The sequence below is a fragment of the Marinobacter sp. MIT930201 genome (genome assembly GCF_047122665.1).
Taxonomy (GTDB): Bacteria; Pseudomonadota; Gammaproteobacteria; order Pseudomonadales; family Oleiphilaceae; genus Marinobacter; species Marinobacter salarius.
Genome location: NZ_CP138916.1, coordinates 2,066,594 through 2,087,542, shown reverse-complemented (window position 1 = coordinate 2,087,542; position 20,949 = coordinate 2,066,594). Strand labels below are relative to the sequence as shown.

Here is a 20,949-nt window from a genome sequence, read left to right as displayed (position 1 = left end):
CCAGTCTTCCGTTTACCAGTCGACCCCGTAACTGACCATCACCGATCGGCCGGGTGCAGTGGTGTACTGGGTGTCGAAATTGTAGATCTGCGAGATCACCGGGAAGTAATCCTCATTCAGCAGATTGTTGATGGCCAGGGTGATATCCCCGTTGCCGGTCCGCCAGGTGCTGGTCAGATCCAGAACCGTGAAGGACTCCACCTCGCCCTGGCCAAAACCGCTACCGCTAAAGCGGTCGCGATCACCCACGACCATGGCCTGCAGGCGATTGCTCCAGCGCGCAGTAGTATCGTGTTCCACATAGCCGGTGAGCTTGAGTGGTGAAATCCGGTTGCCGGCAAGATAGGTGTCGTAGCTGCCATCATCGTCAGAATCGACTTTGCCTTCCATCCAGGTGAAGGTGCCGCCGGCACTCAGGTCGCGGGTGGGATAGGTGTTGAGCTCTGCCTCGAAACCGTAGATACGTTCAGGGCTGCGCAGCACGGGAATGGGCTCGTTGGCGTTGGCTGCCGCAAGGCTGGTTCCCAGTTCCGACTCACTGTAGAACAGCGTCAGTGCAAGATCGGCGCGATCCCAGACGGCCTCGGTGCCAACCTCGTAGTTGTCGACCACCTGTGGCTCAGGGCGGATCTGATCCAGCGATGTGCCCTGCTGGGGCTGGCGCAGGGTGCGGCCAATCTCCGGCACCGTGAAGCCCTGAGAGAAGCTGGCGGTGGCTGCCCAGACATCGTTCACCTGGTATCGGGCCCCGGTATTGAAGACCGTTTCGCTGTACTCCAGCTCACCGCCTTCGACGTCTGCACCAAACACCGTGGTGTAGTCGTCCACCTCGAACCAGAATTTTTCGTAGCGGACACCAGCATTAACGGTCCACTTCGGATTCAGCCGAAGTTCCGCCTGCAGGAACGGCGCCACACTGTTCTGGTCCATTTCAGGTACGAACGTCCGCCCGTCTTCCAGGGGCTGGGCCGTGGTTTCCATCAGGGTGTCCAGGCCCCAGAGCAACTTGGCGCCAGACATGACGTCAAACGGCGTTTCAAAGTCCAGACGGGAGCCGATGCGCTCCGATTCGGTCAGCGACTGTCCACCGCCGGGATAGAAGGTGGCGAAGTACCCGAATCGGGTCATGTAGTCGCGATAATACAGCTGCGCACCCAGTGAGGTATTGCCGAACAGTTGCTGGTCGCTGTAGGTCAGGTTCACGTTCAGGTTTTCAGTGCCCTGATCCTCGCCGCCCGGGTCGCCTTTGACGGCGCGGGTTTTCTGCTCGCCGTACACGCCCGCTTCAAGGACGTAATTGGTGTCCTGCTTGATGTCGTAGTAGCTGGTGGTCAGTTCCAGGCGCTTGTCGGCGTCCAGGTCGAAGCCGAGCTTTGCCAGCACGTCGAACTCGCGGGAGTCGGCAATGCCACCCTGGCCGTTCGGGTCCGGCGGGATGCGGTCGCCATCGGCATCGAAGACATTAGCGCGTTTTTCGTAGGAGCCTCGGAGCTGGTAGTCAAGGGCTCCTGAGCCACCGGTCACGCTCTGGGATAGCCCGAATTGTTCGCTGTCCTTGATGTGCTCGGTCGAGAAACCACCATTCAGTTCGGTGCGGTATAGGGGGGCGCCTTTCTCGTTCTTGCGGGTGATGATGTTGATGATGCCGCCGGTACCGCCAAAGCCGTACACACCATTGGAGCCCCGGATCACTTCGATGCGCTCGATCGATGACGGGTCAATGGAGTTCAGGGAATGAAGCCCGTCGCGCAGGCTGATGGTCTGGGGGATGCCGTCAATCAGTACGAACAGGTTTCGGCCACGCAGCGTCTGCGCCACACTGGTTAAACCGTGGGTAGAGGGCGACAGGCCTGGAACGGTTTTGGCCAGAATATCGCCCACGTTGCCACCCAATGAGGACTGTTTGTCGATGGCGTCGCGGTCAACCACGGTGACCGCACCGGGGTTAACGTTGAGGGAGTCGAGACCGCGAGTGGCGGTTACTTCAAGTGTATCAAGAGATTTCGGTGCCTGATCGGTGCCTTCCTGAGCAGTTGCGGTTGTGGCGCATCCAAGCGCGAAGATCAGGGAATAGCGAAGAGGGTTGGGTTGTTTGAGCATGGTTCTCGGCACCTGATGGTTGTTTTTCGTCACGATGCGGAAACTAAACTAAATGTAATCGATTATCAATACTAATTGCATTGTAACAATGGCCGGCTTTTCGTGTCGGTGAAAGAGCAAAGTCGATGAACCTGTAGACCTTCGGAACCTTTAGACCTGTGGAGAGTGACGTGAACAAACCTGGACGATTGATAGGCCTGATGATGTTCGCCGTCATCATGCCGGTGACCGCTGCCGCCGCTGAAGCAACGTTTGACCCGTTTCAGCGTCTGCTAACACAGTACCTGACAGAGTCGACAACGACCGACGGTGGCCTGGTTTCTGCATTTGACTATGAGGCGGCCCTGGCCTCATCGCAGACCGACGGCCTGCTGGCGGATCAGCGTGACCGCCTTGCAGATTTCGATACCGGCACCCTCGATGGCGAGGCTGAATCCGTCGCCTTCTGGCTCAACGCCTATAATTTCTTCATGATCGACCAGATCCTGACTGAGCGACCGGACGGAGAACTCGTCGACTCGGTCTGGGACTACGGCGGTCGCGTCAATCCCTTTGTGGACAGTGTTTTTGACCGGGAAAAGTTTGAGATAGGCGGACAGGAATACAGCCTGAACCAGATGGAGAAGGATATCCTTCTTGGGGAGGAATACGCAGATAAAGGGTGGAAAGACGCGCGGGTACACTTCGCGGTGAATTGTGCGTCCGTTGGCTGCCCGCCATTGCGGGAGACTGTCTACACGGCTGACAATCTGGAAAACCTGCTGGCAGAGAATACCCGGCGTGCGTTCAATACGGATCGGCATCTGAGGATCGATACTGATACAGCGTATGTCACCGAACTGTTCAAGTGGTACGCGACGGATTTCGAAGAGGCATCGGGAACACCAAAGGCGTTTATCAGGGCCTGGGCGGATGCGTCAGTGGCGAGTCGCGTCGCGCAAACGTCTGCGATGGAGTACATCGATTACGACTGGGCGCTTAACAAGCCCGACAATTTTTCTGAATTCCGATAATCGGTGTTGGTCGGCCCGACCGCCGTTCATACCGGATTGGTGGCCAGGATTTTCTTCAGAAAGTCCTTGGTTCGTGGGTCCTTGGGATTATGGAAAATCTCACTGGGAGGCCCCTGCTCCACGATTCGACCTCCGTCGATAAAGATCACACGGTCGGCCACGTCCCGCGCGAAGGACATTTCGTGGGTAACCACCATCATGGTCTGGCGTTCCGAGGCCAACTGTTTCATCAGCCCCAGCACTTCTTCCACCCACTCGGGGTCGAGTGACGAGGTGGGCTCGTCAAACAGGATGACTTCCGCGCCCGTTGCCATGGCACGGCCGATACCGACCCGCTGTTGCTGTCCGCCGGACATGGACGCCGGATAGGCATCTGCCTTGTCGGCGAGGCCGATCCGATCAAGTATCTCCCGTGCGCGCTGGTAGGCTTTTTCTTTCGGCCAGCGATCCACCACGAGCAACCGTTCCGCGATGTTCTGCAACGCGGTCTTGTTGGAGAACAGGGCATAGTTCTGGAAAACGAACGCGGTTCGCCGGCGCATGGAGAGAATGTCCGCGCGGCTGGCGCGGTTCACGTCCACGGTCAGATCACCCACGGTCATGGTGCCTTTGGTGGGTTGTTCCAGAAAGTTGACGCAGCGCAACAGGGTGGATTTTCCGGTCCCTGAGGGACCGATGATCACCACGATCTCACCTTCTTCGATGGCGAGATCGATGCCGTCGAGAACCACGGCCTTGCCAAAATGTTTGCTCAGTGATTCCAGTTTGATCATCGGCTGTAGGCCTTGTTCAGACGGATTTCCAGGTAGTGCTGAAGCTTGGAGAGCATCTCAACAACGATCCAGTACATGATGGCGGCAACAATGAAGGCCTCGAAGTACAGGAAACTGCCGGCGGCCTCTTTCTGGGTGGCACCCATCAGCTCGGTAACCCCCAGGGTAAATGCCAGGGAGGTGGCCTTGATCATGTCGATGAAGTAGTTCATCAGCGTGGGCAGTGCCACACGTGTGGCCTGGGGCAACACTATCCGTCGCATCAGCTGGCCGTTGGTCATGCCGATCGACAGGGCGGCTTCGGTCTGGCTGCGGTCCACACCCACGATGGCGGCACGTATCGATTCCGCCATGTACGCCGAAAAATGCATGGTCAGGCCCATGATGGTCGCCGTAACGCCGTCTATGACCGTCAATGCACTGACCAGTTGCGGCAGCCCGTAATAGAACAGGAACAACTGCACCAGCAGCGGAGTGCCCCGGAAAAAGGAAATGAACACGATGGTCAGCTGATTGAGCACCGGGATGCGCAGCACCCGGACGACGGCGAACAGGCAGGCAAGGATCAGCGCCAGCACCATCCCGACGCCGGCCAGTTGCAGGGTGAGGGGCAGGTACCCGAGCAACACAGGTACCAGCCCAAGCATGTATTCGACGTTCAACACGTCCATAGCGAGTCAGGCCTTGGTGGCGCCCCTCAGGGCTGGGTGATGTCGGTGCCGAACCACTTCTCTGAAATGGAGGCCAGGGTTCCGTTGTCACGCAGGGCTGTCAGGGCTGCGTTTACTTCATCACGCAGCGCTCGTCCGGCGTCCGTGTCGCGAAACGGGTAGGCGTTGGTGATCTGGGAGAACGTTGGGCCGGCGAGCTCCAGCGGCAGTGGCTTCTCCTTGATGATCTGGCTGGCACTGACCCGGTCCATAACGAAGGCGTCCACGCGACCCAGAGCGGTATCACGCTCCAGATTGCTCTCATAGGTTTTGATGTTGATTTGGTCTGCATAGGGCAGTTCCCGCAACAGGGCCTCGAAGTTGGAGCCCAGATTCACCGCGACGGTTTTACCCTTCAGATCTTCCACACCCTCGACCTCGGTGTTGCCTTCCTTGGTTACTACCTGAGCACCGTCATAGACATACGGTTCGCTGAAAATGTAGGCCTTCTGGCGCTCCTCGGTGATGGTGATCTGGTTGGCAACGGTGTCGATGCGCCCGGATTCCAACATGCCAAACAGGCCTGAGAAGTTGGCGGTCTGGTACTGGATTTCACGCCCCATTTCCTTGCCAATTGCGTTCATCACATCAACTTCAAACCCTTTGAGGGTATCCTGCTCCACAAAGGTAAACGGGAAATACTGGCCGGACATTCCGACTCTCAAGGGGTCTCCCTGGGCAAGAGCAGGAGCACTTACCATCATGGATACGATGATCAACGAATGAATCAATAGTGTTTTCATAGAACCTCCTTCCAGAGTTTGTCGCCTTCACGGCCCACGTTGGGACGAGCATGGAGTTATCATACGCGCCCTTGGCGTTTATTGAGAGTCGCGGTAGCCGCGACGATGCTCTTTTCGATCACCCACAACCGATCCTGCCCCCAACAGCTGACCTCCCCGTAACGGAAGCTGGGAACGCCCCATAGCCCGCAGTCATACATGGCTTTGCGGTTGTTTTCCGCCCACTCACGCCAGCTTTGATCGTTCAATAAAGCCTTGGCTTTCTGCCAGTCCAGGCCGGCTCGTTCGACGATTACTTTCAGACCGGCATCGGTTTCGGAGCGGATGCCTTCGGCATTGACGGCCCTGGCGTAGGCCAGCATGTAGTCGGTCTCGCGACCGAGTGAGCGGGCGTATTCGAACAAGGCATAGCATCTTTCCACGCCCGGCCCCAAAGGATCGGCGACGAAACCATACGGAATGCCCAGTTTGTTGGCTTCCCTTTTGGTGTCGTGGAAGATGTACCACTTTTTGGCATCCGGTACCGACTGCCCGCGCATCAACATGGGCAGAACCGGTTTCAGTTGAAGAGGAATATTCCACGCCTTGGCCAACTGGACTGCTCGCTCCAGGCCCAGATAGGAGTATGGGCTGCGGATGGAAAAGAAGACCTCAAGGGTGGTGGTCGCTCGATGGCCGTCAGCCGGGCTGGGGCTGCTACTCATCAAATCGGACCATGTGCGCGTGAAAAGGACCGCATCGGGGACGTCCCGGTTCAGTCCCTGTTCGTTTAGACGCCGCTCAAGATGATCCAGGCGGTCCACACCCCAGAACCATTCACCCAGGTACCTCGTCATGCTGCCTTGATAGTGCCCTAGCCTCCGGAGCAACCGTTCATTCTCGGACAGCTGTGCGTGGTCATACCTTGCGGGCGCTGTGTCCGGTGGCGAGCCGGAATGTGAATGCCATAGATCTTCCAGCACACGCACGGCGGTTATCAGCCCTTCACCGGTTTTTTCTGCATTGAGCAGACGGGCCGTGGCTGTCGTCAGTTCGGTCTCGGAGGGCGCCGTCGGCCGGTCTGGAGGCGTGAAGCCGTATAGTTGTGCGAGCCTTGTGGCGTCCTGTTGCGCCCAGGTGCGCCAGAGAGCCGGCTCGGGGTACATGTTGTCGTCCAGTTGCCAGACAGTATGGACCCGGAAACGCACATAAAAACGTTCCTGTAGCTGGATAAGCGCCTGCAACAGGGGCAGCCCAAATGGGTCTCGGGGGTTTACGAACACCTGGACAAGATCGCTCTCACCCCGCGTTTTTGCCCGTATGTTGTGAAGGGATCGTTGCAGAGCGTATCTGGGCGCACTGGAAAGGGCACGGGCGAGCCAGGGCATAACATCGGCTTTGACCGGACGGCGCATAAGGTCGTCTCTTTGTTGTTATTGGTTAAGTTGAAGCCAGCGCGCCAGCTGCGAGCCGGGGTTTCGGCTGATGGACCACGGCAACCATACCATCACTGCCAGGATAATCGCGCCTGCGGCGACGGTAAGTACCGGATTCAACGTGAACGTGTTCCCCAGGCCTGCAAACACCACCGTCATTGGCAGCATGCCAACGAAGGTGGCAATCGCAAAGCGCCAGGCGCGTATGGCAGTGACGCCGGCGGCGTAACTGATCAGGGCGAACGAGAAAACGGGTATCAGCCGGGTCAGCAGGATGGCAATGGTGAGAAAGCGTTGCGAGCCATCCCGTGCAAGCACAGGGTTGTCCGGAAAACGTTTGCAGATCACCTCGCGTCCGAGGCAACGGGCAACCCAGAACGCCGCCATGGCGCCCAGCAGGGCACCGGTTGCTGCAATGGCGGTTCCCTCAAGCACACCAAACGCCAGACCTGCGGTTGCACTGACCGGAAGTGTGGGAATCGGGCCTATCACAACCGCCATCGTCATCAGCAGCATCAGCAACAGTGGGCCGGCAGCCCCCTGGCTTTTCAGCCATTGTGCAAGGGCATCTGGAGACAGGTCCGCAGGTATTCCCAATATCTGCAGCAGCCACCAGGCACCTGCCAGGGCAGCCATTACCACAACAACGATGGCGATTCTCAGTGTCATTCCGCCCACCGGAACCCCCGGTAATCAAACCCCTGTTCCAGCGTGGGTTTAACGACGTCGAAATAGGGGGAGGCGTCGAAATCCCGGGGCGCAAATAGAGAATGGTGGCGAATCCGGAAGTACTCGCGCTTTTGCGCGTCGCAAGCCGGATCACCTTCTGATTCGGACAGGCTTACGGGCAGTATCGGGTAACGGAGGGCCTGGAATCCCTCGGCGATGAATGTGGAGCAGATCGCCCGCGTGGGATCACCGCTGCCAAGGGCCAGAAGCGAACGTCGGTAACGGGACGGTACCGGTGGCGTCGGGCACAGGTAGCGTGCCAGATCCCAGACGTTTTTCAGGTCGTACTGGTGGCCGAGCCGGCTTTTCGAGTAATCCACAAGCTTGTCGATATCATTGTCGGTGAGTCCGACCGGGCGACAGATGCGGGTATGGGTGTTGCGGTATGCCGACAGCGAAAGCGGGCGAATACCTTCCTCAAGATCCGCCTCGATCAGTACATGTGGCTCGCCATTGCCGGCGGCGCCAAGGCCCGCGTTCGGTCCCAGGTAAAGGGCGGCGTGCGACCAGGTTGACTGAGTCAGGTACTTGATGGCTACACTGATTCGCGTATTTCCCTCCACCAGTAAAACGTCGCCGGGCTGAAGAGTTTTTTCCAGGGCCTCCCAGGCGGAGGTGCGCACCGAGTGTTGGGTGACCTGCTTTGAAAGATAGGTGGTCAGGCGCCGTGACAGCCAGTTCAGTAGCATCGGTACTCCGGTTGTTGGCGGTAGGTTGATAGCAACAAGGACAAACAACCGGACTGACTGTTACAACGCCCTGGCGCCGTTTTACGCAGCAGTGGGAGCCGGTTGCCTCGAAAGCGTAAGCGTATCGTAATCACGAAGCAGATACAGCGCCGCGCATGCGGCGAGCATGGGCCAGGCCGCAAAGAACAGGAGGTTATCGAAAGGCTGCAGGTATTTCGCGAATGAGGACAGGGTGGAAGCACCGTGGAAGATCAGGAGTGCGCCGTAAGTCCAGGTTTTCAGAAGGCCAGCAACAAACATCAGTATCAGCACAAGTTGTGCGATGCCGATGAGGTAGACGGCTGTCTCGCCAAGGCCATCGAGCCCGTAGAATGAATCGAAAACCTTGATAGCGTGCTCGGGCTGAACCAGTTTATCCAGGGTCCAGACCAGAAAAACAACGAAAACACCAAGTCGAAGTAACAGCAGGGCAAGGGGTAACTGCTTGGGCATTCCATATCTCCTTTCGAATTTTGAATGATCGTTCCAGAGACAGAGCGGCGGTGTGGGAGTTCCATTGGCAAGCGAAAAGAGTGGTTCTGTCAGAGCCTGGTGTAACGTCCGGAAGGGGCGGGTGTCGTTAAACGAAAGCGAAGAGCATCACGGGTCCGACGTGTCGTTTCCGGAGTGCCGAGCGTTGAGCGACTCACTGACACGTTCGTCAATCCGGCGTACCAGATCTTCGTCCAGCTGCTGGCTCGAGTGGGCGTTCATAAGCTCTATGCTGGCCCGCAGGCTGCCAATGAAGCTACGACATCGACCGCACATCAGCAGGTGCATTTTCACAGACATTACTTTCCCGGTGCCCAGCTCACCGTCAATGTAATCGCTGGCGATGCGAGCCAGATCCCGGCACATTAACATTCGCCTGTCTCCTGAAATGTCTCAACCATCAGAAAGATTTTCTGCCGTGCCCGATGCAGGAGCACGCGCAGGTTAGAGGCGCTGACATCCAGAATGTTACACACGTCGTCGGATTTGTGCTGATGCGCTTCGTACAACATCAATGCTGATCGTTGTGTTTCCGGCAGTGCGGACAGGTGTCGATCAAGGCAGTCGCTCAGTGCACCGTTCTCCATCAGTGCCTGGGCGGACTCATTGGTTTTCAGGCTCGGCGGTGTGGCCCAGCGACCATTGGGCGCAAAGCGGGCGGCGAGGTCCGGGTCCAGCGCTTCCGAAAAATCCGCGTTCACTTCCCTCTTGGTCTTTCGGAGATGATTCTTGGCCCGGTTTGCCACGATACGGTGCAACCATGTCTTCAGGCCGGAACGGCCCTCAAATGTCTGAACGGCGTCGATAACCGTCACCCAGCAATCCTGGACAATTTCCTCTGCCGAGGCGTGATCAAGGTAAAAGCGGGCGACGGCCATCATGCCAGGGGTGTATAAACGCACAGCCTCGCGAAAGGCGCCCTGGTTCCCCGACTTCAGGCCGGTGATGAGGATGTCGTCGTCAGATTGGTGCGTTGTGGTTTCCATTCCGTATACCCCAGGACACCCGCGTTAGAGCGTTGTTATAAACATGTTATTGGACATCCAGAGCGGCCTGGACAATGGTATGTCTATAGTCGCAGCCATTAGTTCCAGTAATGATGAGTCACTGCTCAAAAAAATTTTAGACCCTGGCTGCTGTAACATCCAGCGCTTTGGCGTGTCTCTCAGAGCAACCGTTTTCACTTTTAATTTATGGATTTAGCTATGAACTCCAAAAAGCTCGTTTTGCTGCTGGTTATCGGTGTCGTGGTTGCACTGTTTGTCAGTTTTGGCGGTCACGAGATACTCACGCTGGAAAACCTGCAGAAACACCAGTCTGCCATTGAACAGTGGATCAATCAGAATTTGCTGGCGGCGGTGCTTGGGTTTGCTGGAGTGTATGTGGTGGTAACGGCGCTGTCGCTGCCCGGTGCCGCGATCATGACGCTGGCCGGCGGTGCCTTTTTCGGTAATGTCTATGGTCTGGTTGCAGTATCCATCGCATCGACCATCGGTGCCTCACTTGCGTTCCTGGTGGCCAGGTTTCTGATGCGGGATACCTTGCGGGAGAAGTACGCGGAAACCGTCGCAAAGATGGACCGTGGCATCAAAAAAGACGGTGCGTTCTATCTTGCCACCCTGCGTCTGGTACCGGTATTTCCGTTCTTCCTGATTAACCTGGCGATGGGCCTGACCGCCATGAAGCTGAAGACCTACGCTCTGGTGAGCTGGGCGGCGATGCTGCCGGGTACCTTTGTGTATGTAAACGCCGGCACTCAGCTGTCGACGATTGAAACCACCAGCGACATTGTGTCCGCCAATATTCTGCTGTCTTTCGCGCTGTTGGGGGTGTTCCCGCTGATCGCCAAGTTTGTTGTCGGTTTCATTCGCAAGCGCCGGGTGTACGCCGGCTGGCAGAAACCAGAGTCGTTTAATTACAACCTGCTGGTGATTGGCGGTGGCTCGGCGGGCCTGGTGTCGGCGTACATTGCCGCAGCGGTTAAGGCCAAGGTGGCGCTGATCGAGAAAGACAAAATGGGCGGAGACTGCCTCAACACCGGTTGCGTACCGTCCAAGGCGCTGATTCGCAGTGCCAAGGCGGCCGACACCCTGCGCCAGGCGAATCGTTATGGCCTGGAGTCGGTACCGGTAAAAGGCTCCTTTGCCAATATCATGGCGAGGGTGAAAGAAGTCATCGCCAAGGTGGAACCCCACGACTCGCCCGAGCGCTTCCGCAAACTGGGTGTTGACTGCATCTCCGGTACCGCCAGCTTCGTATCGCCCTGGGAGCTGGAAGTGGTCCATAGCGACGGTCACACCGAGCGCCTGACCGCGCGCAGTATTGTGGTGGCCACTGGGGGCAAGCCGGCAGTGCCGCCCATTCCCGGTTTGGCGGACATGGAGCCGCTGACATCGGACAATCTATGGTCCCTGCAGACCCAGCCTGAGCGCTTGCTGGTACTTGGTGGCGGCCCCATTGGCTCGGAACTGGCCCATGCCTTTGCGAGGCTTGGCAGCAAGGTGATCCAGGTGGAAATGGGCGAGCGTTTGCTGGCCAAGGAAGACGCCGATGTCTCCGAGGTCATCCGGAAACAGTTTGAACAGGATGGCATTGATCTGCGGCTTAACCACGCCGCCAAGGAGTTCGCTGTCGAGGACGGAGAAAAGGTGGCCTACTGCGAGTTCAACGGCGAGCGCGTGAGGATCGTGTTTGACCAGGTTCTGGTTGCTGTTGGTCGTGCCGCTCGAACTGACGGCCTGGGGCTGGAAAAGATAGGGGTGGAAACCCTGCCCAATGGCACTGTGCCAGTGGCAGAAGACATGAGTATGCGCTTCCCCAACGTCTTCGCCTGTGGCGATGTGGCCGGGCCCTATCAGTTTACCCACGCGGCGGCTCACCAGGCCTGGTACGCGGCAGTGAACGGTCTGTTTGGCGAGTTCAAGCGTTTCCAGGTGGATTACCGGGTGATGCCCTGGGTGACCTTTACCTCGCCGGAAGTGGCCAGGGTCGGCCTTAGCGAGGCCGAAGCCAAGGAAAAAGGTGTGGCTTACGAAGTCACCCGCTATGGCCTGGACGACCTGGATCGTGCCATTGCTGAGAGTGAGGATTACGGTTTTATCAAGGTGCTCACGCCGCCAGGGAAGGACAAGATTCTGGGTGCCGTCGTGGTCGGTGTGCACGCCGGCGAGATACTGGCCGAGTTCACCCTGGCCATGAAGCACGGCCTGGGCCTGAACAAAATTCTGGGCACTATCCACCCTTACCCGACCTGGAACGAATCAGCCAAGTATGCCGCTGGAGAGTGGAAGCGCGAACACGCACCCCAGGGCATTCTCAAACTGCTTGAGAAACTTCACGGCTGGCGCCGTGGCAAACAGACCGGCGACAAGGCCGGCCGGGAAGTAACAACGTAAAACAGAATAAGTGCAGGTGTTACAGGGCCTGCACCTTTTTTGGCACTCATAGATTCATCGTCAACACGGAGCAGCTATGCCCCTGACCCAAACCGCCGAAAGACGTATTCCCGCCGTGGAAGTGCTGGAACCGAGGGCCCGCGACAGCTGGACCCACACCCGCAACGGCGACCCGCGCGGCTACATTGATTCCGACAAGCTCAAGGAACTGTGGATTCATACCGGCACCGCCTGCAACCTGGCCTGCCCGTTTTGCCTGGAAGGGTCACACCCCGGCGATGGCCGTATTCCGGGCATGAAGTTGAGCGACGTGAAACCCTTTATTCACGAAGCCCTGGATATGGGGGTGGAGCAGTTCTCCTTCACCGGCGGTGAGCCTTTCGTGATCAAGGATTTCATCAATATCCTCGATTACGCCAGCCAGCACCGTCCCTGCTTTGTCCTGACCAATGCCACGGATCCGCTGCTCAAACGCCGTCATCAGGTGCTGCCGTTACTGGACAACGCGTACCCGATCCATTTCCGCGTCAGCCTGGACTTCCCTGACCGGGCCCGGCATGACGTGGACCGGGGTGAAGGCAGTTTCGATAAGGCATTGGAGGGGATTCGCTGGCTGGTCGACCAGGGTTTTCAGGTATCGATTGCTCGCCAGACCGATCCGGAGGAGATTCCGGCGGATGTGGAAGCGGCTTTCCGCGAGATTCTGCGGGACTGGGGCATTCCTGAAACGCTGGCATTCACCGCGTTCCCTGATCTGGGGACGCCCGGCTCAGAAGACGGCAGCCCGGAGATTACCGAAACCTGCATGGAGAAATACCCCACCAAAGAGGCACGGTCGCACTTCATGTGCACTTATACGCGCATGCTGGTGAAGCGGGATGACCGGGTGCGGGTGTATGCCTGTACGTTGGTGGATGACGATCCGCAGTATGACCTTGGCGGGACACTGGCGGAGAGCATGGATGAGCGGATTATGTTGCGGCATCACCGGTGTTTTGCCTGTTATCGGTTTGGGGCTAGTTGTTCGGCGCCTGGGTGATTCTTTTTTAGGACTGGTTGCTGGGAGTTGGCGGTCTGGGGGTGGTGTTTTATTTCCTTGAGAAAAAGAACTCGCTTTGTTCAGACACCTTTTTCCTGGCGGAAATAAAACACCACCCCCAGACCGCGGTTGAATGACTGCAATTCGCTGGATTAGAACAAAGAACGGACGAGGAAAAGACAGACGATGAATTTCACGGAAGCGACCCTGTTTTGGGGGTTTTTGGTGGTTTATGGGGTGGTGATGTATGTGTTGTCGCCCAAGAGCAAAAACGCCAATTCGTTCTATAAAGGTGCGGATGATCAGGGTAACCCGGTAAGTCAGTGGTCGCTGACGGCGAGTATTTTCATCAGTTGGATCTTTGCCAAGTCGGTGACCAACGCGGCCAACCTGGGGGCTGCTTATGGTGTCACCGGCGGTCTGGCGTACGCCAGTTACTGGCTGTCGATTCCCGTGGCCGGCTACATCATCTATTTGATTCGGACCCAGACCGGTGCCCGCAGCCTGCAGGATTTCCTCACGTCGCGCTTTGGCCGGCTGGCCAGTCTGGCGTTTGCGGCGGCCATCCTGATCCGTCTGTATAACGAAGTCTGGAGTAACACCGCCGTGGTGGGCGGCTATTTCGGGCTGCCGGGTGAGTGGGAGTACTACTCCGCGGCGATGCTGTTTACCGTCTTTACTCTCGCCTACAGCCTGAAAGGTGGCCTGCGGTCGTCGATATTCACGGATGTGATTCAGGCGTTCGTGTTTGTGTTCTTTGTCGGCGCGGTGCTGTTCCTGATTGTGCCGGCCAATGACACCAGTGCCCTGCTCACCGACGGTGAGTTCAAGCTCAATGCCGGCTTTGACCTGTTGCTCGTCGCGCTGTTGCAGATGTTCAGCTACCCCTTCCACGATCCGGTGCTAACCGACCGCGGCTTTGTGAACAAGGAAAAAACGATGTTGAAGAGCTTCGTGGTGGCAGGACTGCTGGGCTTTGTGGCGGTGTTCATCTTCAGCCTCGTCGGTGTTCACGCACGGCTCAATGGCATTGAGGCCATGGGTAATGCGCCCGCGGCTGTCGGACAATCGCTTGGGTTGGCGGCGCTCTTCTTCATGAGTGTGGTGATGATGACCTCCGCCGGCTCCACGCTGGATTCCACATTCAGTTCACTGGCCAAGTCCCTGGCGGTGGATCTGCCACGGCTGGCGAAACGTGCCAAAGACCGCTTGCCGAGCGTTCGCGTGGGCGCGGTCATCATGATTGTGTTCGCACTGCTGGGTAACCTGCCGATGTTTGCCGGCACCGATATTCTCAAGGCCACCACCATTTCCGGCACCATGGTGATGGGGCTGGCACCGGTGTTCCTGTTTTACGGTTTTACCCGCTGGTCGCCCTGGAGCTTTCATCTCAGTTTCTGGACCGGCCTGGGTCTGGGTGTGCTGCTGGCAACGGGGCTGATTCCCGCCAGCTGGGCCATCGGTGACGGCAAATACGCCATGCTGCTGGGTGTAAACGCCTACGGCTTCCTGATCTGCACCGCCGGTTTCTTTGTGCCGCTGGTCGTCCGCCGACTTGCCGGGCGCTCTCTGGCGGCCGGGGAGGTTTAGGAGGTGGTGTCGTGACCGAGGGCCGGAGTTGTCCGCTGGCGTATCGCTACGATCCGGCGTCGCTGTGTGCTGAGCCGCAACAGGTGGCCGGGGACGTGCTGTATGTTATCGGTGGCCTGTACGGAAATCCCCTTGCCCTGGATGAAATCGAGCGATTGGCACGGGCGGAGGAGCGACAGGGTCGCCGGGTGACGTTGGTGTTTAACGGGGATTTTAACTGGTTTAACGCCACCGACGGGCTGTTCCGGGAGATCAACAATCGGGTGCTGGAGCACACCGTCAGCCTGGGCAACGTGGATTATGAACTGGCCAACCCCAATGATGGCGCCGGCTGCGGTTGTGCCTATCCGGATTTCGTGGATGAGGGCGTCGTGGCACGTTCCAACGCCATTATGGGGCGGCTGCAGGGGGTGGCCGGGGAGCATTCCGATATTCAGGCGCGGTTATCCCTCTTACCCCGTTACCGTTGCCTGATATTTGGAGGCCTAAAGGTTTTGGTGATTCACGGCGATCCGGAGTCCCTCGCCGGTTGGGGGTTGGCCTATGAATCCTTTGTGGCTGGTAACGAGGCGAAGCTGACGGAGTGGTTCCTGGCCAGCGGTGCTGATGTGATTGTCTCCACCCACACCTGCCTGCCAGTACTGTGGTCGGGAATGGTGAACGAGCGACGTTGTGTGGTTGCCAACAACGGGGCAGCCGGAATGGGGAATCTGCGGCAGGACCCCCGTGGGTTGATCACCCGGATCGGTCTGGCGAGCCCCGTGGCTGAGCCGGTTGCCGGTCTTGAGCGGCAGGGCCTGAATGTCTCACTGTTACCCGTGGACTATGACGTCGACGCCTGGTTAGAGCAGTTTGACCGGCTCTGGCCGGCGGGTTCGGCCGCCGCTGTGTCGTACCGGGACCGGATCGTTGGAGGGACTTCGATAACCGCAGACGATATTACGTTTCCCCCTGGAAGGGGCTCTATAGGGTAACGAATTTGTCACTGGCGGTTGGTGTAATAATGTCTATTCTGAAGGTGAGAGGTAGCCATCGGGGCTGGCGGCCCCAGAGCGCCGACTTGAAATATATTTTGTGGTCTATATAATTTAACGCTAACTTTTTGAGGCGAATCGATCACGTTATGACATCAGAAGGCTCGAATACCACCGCCATCACCCTCCGCACGCCGGTCAAGGATGATGGCTACAGGCTTCACCAGTTGGTGGCACAATGCCCCCCGCTGGACCCTAACTCGATCTACTGCAACCTCCTGCAGTGCAGCCATTTTGCCGAAACCGGCGTGGCCGCGGAGATAGACGGCGATCTGGTCGGCTTTATTTCCGGATATATTCCCCCCCAACAGCCCAAAACCGTTTTTGTCTGGCAGGTGGCCGTTCACGAGAAAGGTCGTGGGCAAGGTCTTGCCAAGCGGATGTTGAAGGCGATTGTGGCCAGGGACGCGTGTAAAGACGTGACCCACATGGAAACCACCATCACTGAAGACAATGAGGCTTCCTGGGCGCTGTTCCGGTCCTTTGCCCGTGACATGGGTGCTGAACTGACTTACCACGAGCACTTTGAGAAAGACACCCACTTTGGCGGCAAGCACGACTCCGAGTTCCTGCTCCGCATCGGGCCTTTCACAAAGACGGCGTAGCAGCCTTCCCGAACGACCGATCCCCCTGTTTGGACTAGCCGGCAGATTGCTGAGGTGAATCTGTCACAACGGCTTCAACCAACGTGCTACCGCACAGTTACCTCGAACCTGACATGCTAAGAGGCAAGACAATGGAACTTTTCAAGTCGACCGAATCCGAAGTACGCGTTTATTCCCGTGCCTTTCCGGTGATCTTTAACCGTGCCAAGAACGCGCACCTGTACACCGAAGATGGCAAGGAATACCTGGACTTCCTGGCCGGCGCCGGGTCACTGAACTATGGCCACAACAACGACATTCTCAAGAAAGCGCTGCTCGAGTACATTGAAAGCGATGGTGTCAGCCAGGGCCTGGATATGTTTACCACCGCCAAGCACGATTTCATTGAGTCGTACAAGAAGCACATCCTGGACCCCCGTGGCCTGGACTACAAAATGCAGTTTACCGGTCCTACCGGCACCAACTGCGTGGAAGCGGCCCTGAAACTGGCTCGCAAGGTGAAAGGCCGCAATGGCATCGTGTCCTTCACCAATGGCTTCCACGGCGTCACCATGGGCGCGGTCGCGGCCACAGGTAACAAGCACCACCGTGGTGGCGTTGGCACCCCGCTGGGGAATGTGGACTTCATGTTCTATGACGGCTACCTGGGTGAGAACGTAGACACCCTGGAAATCATGGACAAGGTGTTGTCCGACGGCTCCTCCGGCTTTGAACTGCCGGCAGCGGTCATCGTTGAAGCGGTCCAGGGCGAAGGCGGATTGAACGTCGCCCGCGCTGAATGGCTGCAGGGCCTCGAGAAGCTGTGCAAAAAGTACGACATTCTGTTGATCGTCGACGATATCCAGGCAGGGAACGGCCGTACCGGCGAGTTCTTCAGTTTCGAATTTGCGGGCATCAAGCCGGATATCGTAACGGTATCCAAGTCGTTGAGCGGTTACGGCCTGCCGATGGCCCTGGTGCTGTTCAAGCCGGAGCTTGATGTCTGGGGGCCGGGCGAGCACAACGGCACCTTCCGGGGCAACAACATGGCCTTTGTAACCGCCCGCGCAGCGGTCGAGACCTACTGGAAAGACGATGCCTTTGCCAATGAAGTGAAAGCCAAGACCGAGGTTCTGGCTGAAGGGCTGCAGGCAATCTGTGACAAGTACCCGGGCGAGTTCAAGATGAAAGGCCGGGGCATGATGCGTGGCATTGAAGCCACCGACGCTGAAGTGACGGACAAGATCACCGGTCGTGCCTTTGAGAAGGGCCTGATTATTGAAACCAGCGGCCCCAATGACGAAGTGATCAAATGCCTGATGCCGCTGACCACCAGCGAGGACGATCTGCGCAAAGGTGCTAAACTTCTAGGTCAAAGCGTGGACGAAATCATGCAGGAGGGAATGAGCAAGGCGTCCTGAGACGCCTGCCATCTCCCGACACTCATTCTGCAGGATAACGACGGTAACATTATGACTAGCGAACAACATACCGTAGAGAAAATCGGCGGCACCTCCATGAGCAATTATGAGGCGGTGCGCGACAACATCATTCTCGGCGGGCGCTCCAAGGACGACCTGTACCAGCGCATCTTCGTGGTCTCCGCCTATGGCGGTGTCACCGACGAATTGCTGGAGCACAAGAAAACCGGAGAACCGGGTGTCTATGCCCTGTTCGCCGATGCCGAGTCGGACTGGGCCTGGGGCGACGACCTCACCAAACTGATCCAGTTCCTGACCGACATCAATGGCGAGCTGTTCCCGGACCCCATGCTCAAGCAGCAGGCGGACCAGTTCATCACTGACCGCATCGAAGGCGTTCGCGGCTGCCTGATTGATTTGCAACGTCTGTGTTCCTACGGGCAGTTCCAGCTTGAGGAGCATCTGCTGACGGTTCGTGAAATGCTGGCCGGTATCGGTGAGGCCCACAGTGCCTTCAACACTGCCCTGAAGCTTCAGCAGGAAGGCATCAATGCGCGGTTCGTGGACCTGACCGGGTGGCGCGACAATGAACTGCTGCCGCTGGATGAAAAGCTCAAGCAGGCATTCGACGCGGTGGACCTGAGCCGTGAGCTGCCGATCGTGACGGGGTATGCCCAGTGCAAGGAAGGCCTGATGCGTACCTTCGACCGGGGCTACAGCGAGATGACCTTCAGCCGGGTCGCGGTGATTACCAACGCCCGCGAAGCGATCATCCACAAGGAATACCACCTCAGTTCCGCGGACCCCAACATTGTCGGTGCGGATAAGGTCGTCCCCCTGGGGCGCACCAACTATGACGTTGCTGACCAGTTGGCGAACCTCGGTATGGAAGCGATCCACCCGCGCGCTGGCAAGGGCATGCGTCAGAACGAGATTCCGCTGCGGGTGATGAACACCTTCGAGCCGGAGCACACCGGTACCCTGATCACCGGCGACTACGTCAGTGAGAAGCCTCAGGTAGAGATCATCGCGGGTAACAAAGGCGTGTTTGCCATTGAGGTGTTCGATCAGGACATGCAGGGTGAGCCCGGTTCCGACCGTCGCATTCTGGAAGTGCTGGGTCGCTTCAAGGTGCGTTTCGTATCCAAGGACACCAACGCCAACACCATTACCCACTACGTGGACAGTACGCTCAAACACGTCAAACGGGTGGTCAGGGCGCTGAAAGACGAATTTCCCAACGCCGAAATCAGCACTCGCAAGGTGGCGATCGTGTCTGCCATTGGCAGCGATATCAAGGTGTCGGGCATCCTGGCTCGGTCAGTCAAGGCCCTGGCGGACGAGGATATCAGCGTTCTGGCCCTGCACCAGTGCATGCGGCAGGTGGACATCCAGTTCGTAGTGGACGAAGACGCCTATGAGAAGACCATTGTGGCGCTTCACGGCGCGCTGATTGAGCCTCACAACCACGAGTACGCGATTGTTGCAGCGTAACCTGCTGGTTTCTCTACGTCGGTAATTGCCACAACGGACAGTCTGTGCCCCCGGCAACGGGGGATCCACGACGCTGTTCCGCGCGTATTCTCTGGAAATTCGCGATCGGAACCTGTGCCATGACTGACGTTCAGAGCCCGGGGCCGTCTCCGACCATAGCCCATTCCGGCGAAACGGAATCCCTGGTAGGGCTGTACTTCAGGGATGCGTCCCGTTACGAATTGCTCACCAATGAGGGCGAGCGCCGACTTTCACGGCGCCTGACCTTCTGCTATCGGATCATATCTACCGAGCTTGCCTTGCCGGAAGGCACCCCTCAGACATTCCGCGAAGTGGTTGGAAGCCTGGGCGACGCCTGTGCTTTTTCGAGGCGGTGTCGTCGTGCCTACCATCTCGCCACCGCCAGTCGTCAGCGGCTGATTCGCAGCAATCTCCGGCTCGCGGTGCACATCGCAAGGCGCTACGCCAACCGCGGCATTCCCATGTCGGATGTCATTCAGGATGCCAATGTCGGTCTGATCAAGGCCGTGGAGCGGTTTGATCCTACCAAGGGCTTTCGTTTCTCGACCTATGCCTACTGGTGGATCAGCGAAGAGGTGAAGCGGTGCATGAAGCGTGGAACCCGGCTTGTGCATACCCCTGAAAACGTGGTCGATGAAATCCGCCTGTTGCAGAAAAAATCCCTGGTACTGCACCAGACATTGGGCCGCACGCCGTCGCAGACCGAACTGGCGCGGGAGATTGAGGTGTCGCCTTCCCGCATTGGTGAGCTGCGGGCGCTGGCCAGTCTGGAAGTGTCAGTGGATCTGCCGGTGGGCATGGAGGGTGGCATTACGCTGGGTGACAGCCTCAGTGCAGACGATCAGTCCGCGCCGGACCACGACATGGCCCAGCGTGACCGCAAACGGACACTGACCGCTCTCTTGGCGGAACTGAGTTCGCGGGAAAAGGATGTCCTGGCCAGGCGTTACGGCCTGGGCCTCCCAGAACCGGAAACCTTGCAGGTGATCTCCGATGACCTGGGAATAAGCCGGGAGCGGGTGCGGCAGATAGAGAAATGCGCCCTGAAAAAGTTACGGGGCCGTTTTATCGACCCTAACGACGAGCTCCGGGGCTAGTATTCAGGGCCGGTATCGACCGGCTTAGCCCTGGGCCAGAATGAACCAGGCGCCCGCCGCTACCTGGCACGCCAGGACAACAGCTGTCAGTCCCAGCCGCAACTTCAGATACCAGTCCGGCCAATAACCCCTCATCCAGCGAGCGTCGACCACATACAGCGCGACATAGGCCAGCGTGTAAACCAGGATCTGGCCGGCAATGGGCAGCAGCAGACCAATGCCGGCGGTGATGAAGAACACTTGGCTCAACAACATGGTTACCAGGGGGGAAATCGGGTAGCAGCGATTCTCAAGCTGCATGGCCAGTGGCCAGTAGATGCCCGCCATAAAGGCCAGAATGCCCGCGCTGTACAGGTAGAAATAGCGGGAGATGGCCAGGCTTTGTTCAGGCAGCGCAAAGAGTCCGAAAATGGCGGCAAGGAACGGTAGCAGCCCGCCAATGCCCACCACGATCGCCAGTCTGGCGACGGCAATCACGAGTGCTTCCCCTGAACCCGAATCCTCATTGGTCCGATAGCGGCGGGCTCCGTACCCACCAACTCAATGGCCGGGTTGATCGACTGCCTGAGTT

At 58.0% G+C, this 20,949-nt stretch carries 20 protein-coding genes; 9 read left to right on the top strand and 11 right to left on the bottom strand.

What is annotated here, in order from left to right:
- Nucleotides 1-12: 12 nt before the first annotated feature.
- On the bottom strand, nucleotides 13-2,100 hold the full coding sequence (locus SIC19_RS09675; RefSeq protein ID WP_075196339.1) for a TonB-dependent receptor: 2,088 nt from the start codon (nucleotides 2,098-2,100) through the stop codon (nucleotides 13-15).
- Nucleotides 2,101-2,270: 170 nt separating this feature from the next.
- On the opposite strand from SIC19_RS09675, the gene SIC19_RS09670 reads away from it, so the two are divergent.
- Nucleotides 2,271-3,113: a DUF547 domain-containing protein gene (locus SIC19_RS09670; protein ID WP_226909996.1), complete on the top strand. Its 843-nt coding sequence runs from the start codon at nucleotides 2,271-2,273 to the stop codon at nucleotides 3,111-3,113.
- Nucleotides 3,114-3,139: 26 nt separating this feature from the next.
- Here SIC19_RS09670 and SIC19_RS09665 read toward each other — a convergent pair whose 3' ends face one another.
- The 9 genes from SIC19_RS09665 to SIC19_RS09625 all read right to left on the bottom strand — a co-directional run bounded on the left by SIC19_RS09665 (nucleotide 3,140) and on the right by SIC19_RS09625 (nucleotide 9,689).
- Complete coding sequence (locus SIC19_RS09665; RefSeq protein ID WP_036201846.1) at nucleotides 3,140-3,886, bottom strand: amino acid ABC transporter ATP-binding protein; 747 nt, start codon at nucleotides 3,884-3,886, stop codon at nucleotides 3,140-3,142.
- Nucleotides 3,883-4,557: an amino acid ABC transporter permease gene (locus SIC19_RS09660; protein ID WP_075196337.1), complete on the bottom strand. Its 675-nt coding sequence runs from the start codon at nucleotides 4,555-4,557 to the stop codon at nucleotides 3,883-3,885. Before SIC19_RS09660 ends, SIC19_RS09665 begins: the two co-directional genes overlap by 4 nt.
- A gap of 26 nt (nucleotides 4,558-4,583) precedes the next feature.
- Nucleotides 4,584-5,339: an amino acid ABC transporter substrate-binding protein gene (locus SIC19_RS09655; protein WP_075196336.1), complete on the bottom strand. Its 756-nt coding sequence runs from the start codon at nucleotides 5,337-5,339 to the stop codon at nucleotides 4,584-4,586.
- Between the two features lie 59 nt (nucleotides 5,340-5,398).
- The gene (locus SIC19_RS09650; RefSeq protein WP_075196335.1) at nucleotides 5,399-6,733 is read right to left on the bottom strand and encodes a DsbA family protein; all 1,335 of its coding nucleotides are present in this window, start codon (nucleotides 6,731-6,733) and stop codon (nucleotides 5,399-5,401) included.
- Nucleotides 6,734-6,751: 18 nt separating this feature from the next.
- Nucleotides 6,752-7,423, bottom strand: a complete 672-nt coding sequence (locus SIC19_RS09645; RefSeq protein ID WP_041332810.1) for a TVP38/TMEM64 family protein — start codon at nucleotides 7,421-7,423, stop codon at nucleotides 6,752-6,754.
- Entirely contained in the window at nucleotides 7,420-8,172 is a 753-nt protein-coding gene (locus SIC19_RS09640) for a YiiX/YebB-like N1pC/P60 family cysteine hydrolase (RefSeq protein WP_041332814.1), read from the bottom strand. Before SIC19_RS09640 ends, SIC19_RS09645 begins: the two co-directional genes overlap by 4 nt.
- 81 nt (nucleotides 8,173-8,253) lie before the next feature.
- Nucleotides 8,254-8,664: a hypothetical protein gene (locus tag SIC19_RS09635; protein ID WP_007154865.1), complete on the bottom strand. Its 411-nt coding sequence runs from the start codon at nucleotides 8,662-8,664 to the stop codon at nucleotides 8,254-8,256.
- Between the two features lie 147 nt (nucleotides 8,665-8,811).
- Nucleotides 8,812-9,075: a zf-HC2 domain-containing protein gene (locus tag SIC19_RS09630; protein WP_041332818.1), complete on the bottom strand. Its 264-nt coding sequence runs from the start codon at nucleotides 9,073-9,075 to the stop codon at nucleotides 8,812-8,814.
- Complete coding sequence (locus SIC19_RS09625) at nucleotides 9,069-9,689, bottom strand: RNA polymerase sigma factor (RefSeq protein WP_007154863.1); 621 nt, start codon at nucleotides 9,687-9,689, stop codon at nucleotides 9,069-9,071. The genes SIC19_RS09630 and SIC19_RS09625 overlap by 7 nt, the downstream gene beginning before the upstream one ends.
- A 219-nt stretch (nucleotides 9,690-9,908) precedes the next feature.
- Here SIC19_RS09625 and SIC19_RS09620 point away from each other — a divergent pair, with 219 nt between their 5' ends.
- The 8 genes from SIC19_RS09620 (at nucleotide 9,909) to SIC19_RS09585 (ending at nucleotide 20,378) form a co-directional block, all read left to right on the top strand.
- Nucleotides 9,909-12,098: an FAD-dependent oxidoreductase gene (locus tag SIC19_RS09620; RefSeq protein WP_075196334.1), complete on the top strand. Its 2,190-nt coding sequence runs from the start codon at nucleotides 9,909-9,911 to the stop codon at nucleotides 12,096-12,098.
- A 76-nt stretch (nucleotides 12,099-12,174) separates the two neighbouring features.
- A complete protein-coding gene (locus tag SIC19_RS09615) occupies nucleotides 12,175-13,137 on the top strand; it encodes a radical SAM protein (protein ID WP_041332820.1) in 963 nt (320 codons plus the stop codon).
- A 186-nt stretch (nucleotides 13,138-13,323) separates the two neighbouring features.
- On the top strand, nucleotides 13,324-14,727 hold the full coding sequence (locus SIC19_RS09610) for a sodium:solute symporter family transporter (protein ID WP_007154860.1): 1,404 nt from the start codon (nucleotides 13,324-13,326) through the stop codon (nucleotides 14,725-14,727).
- A gap of 11 nt (nucleotides 14,728-14,738) precedes the next feature.
- Nucleotides 14,739-15,701, top strand: a complete 963-nt coding sequence (locus SIC19_RS09605) for a metallophosphoesterase family protein (protein WP_075196333.1) — start codon at nucleotides 14,739-14,741, stop codon at nucleotides 15,699-15,701.
- Between the two features lie 149 nt (nucleotides 15,702-15,850).
- Nucleotides 15,851-16,366, top strand: coding sequence for a diaminobutyrate acetyltransferase (gene ectA, locus SIC19_RS09600; protein ID WP_075196332.1), 516 nt, complete (start codon nucleotides 15,851-15,853; stop codon nucleotides 16,364-16,366).
- A 131-nt stretch (nucleotides 16,367-16,497) separates the two neighbouring features.
- Entirely contained in the window at nucleotides 16,498-17,766 is a 1,269-nt protein-coding gene (gene ectB / locus SIC19_RS09595) for a diaminobutyrate--2-oxoglutarate transaminase (RefSeq protein WP_075196331.1), read from the top strand.
- A 51-nt stretch (nucleotides 17,767-17,817) separates the two neighbouring features.
- Nucleotides 17,818-19,260 (top strand): aspartate kinase, encoded by a 1,443-nt coding sequence (locus SIC19_RS09590; protein WP_075196330.1) that lies wholly within the window; start codon nucleotides 17,818-17,820, stop codon nucleotides 19,258-19,260.
- 119 nt (nucleotides 19,261-19,379) lie between these two features.
- Entirely contained in the window at nucleotides 19,380-20,378 is a 999-nt protein-coding gene (locus SIC19_RS09585; protein WP_127402068.1) for an RNA polymerase sigma factor RpoD/SigA, read from the top strand.
- Between the two features lie 24 nt (nucleotides 20,379-20,402).
- Here SIC19_RS09585 and SIC19_RS09580 read toward each other — a convergent pair whose 3' ends face one another.
- Nucleotides 20,403-20,855: a DUF3429 domain-containing protein gene (locus SIC19_RS09580; RefSeq protein ID WP_041332826.1), complete on the bottom strand. Its 453-nt coding sequence runs from the start codon at nucleotides 20,853-20,855 to the stop codon at nucleotides 20,403-20,405.
- Nucleotides 20,856-20,949 lie beyond the last annotated feature (94 nt).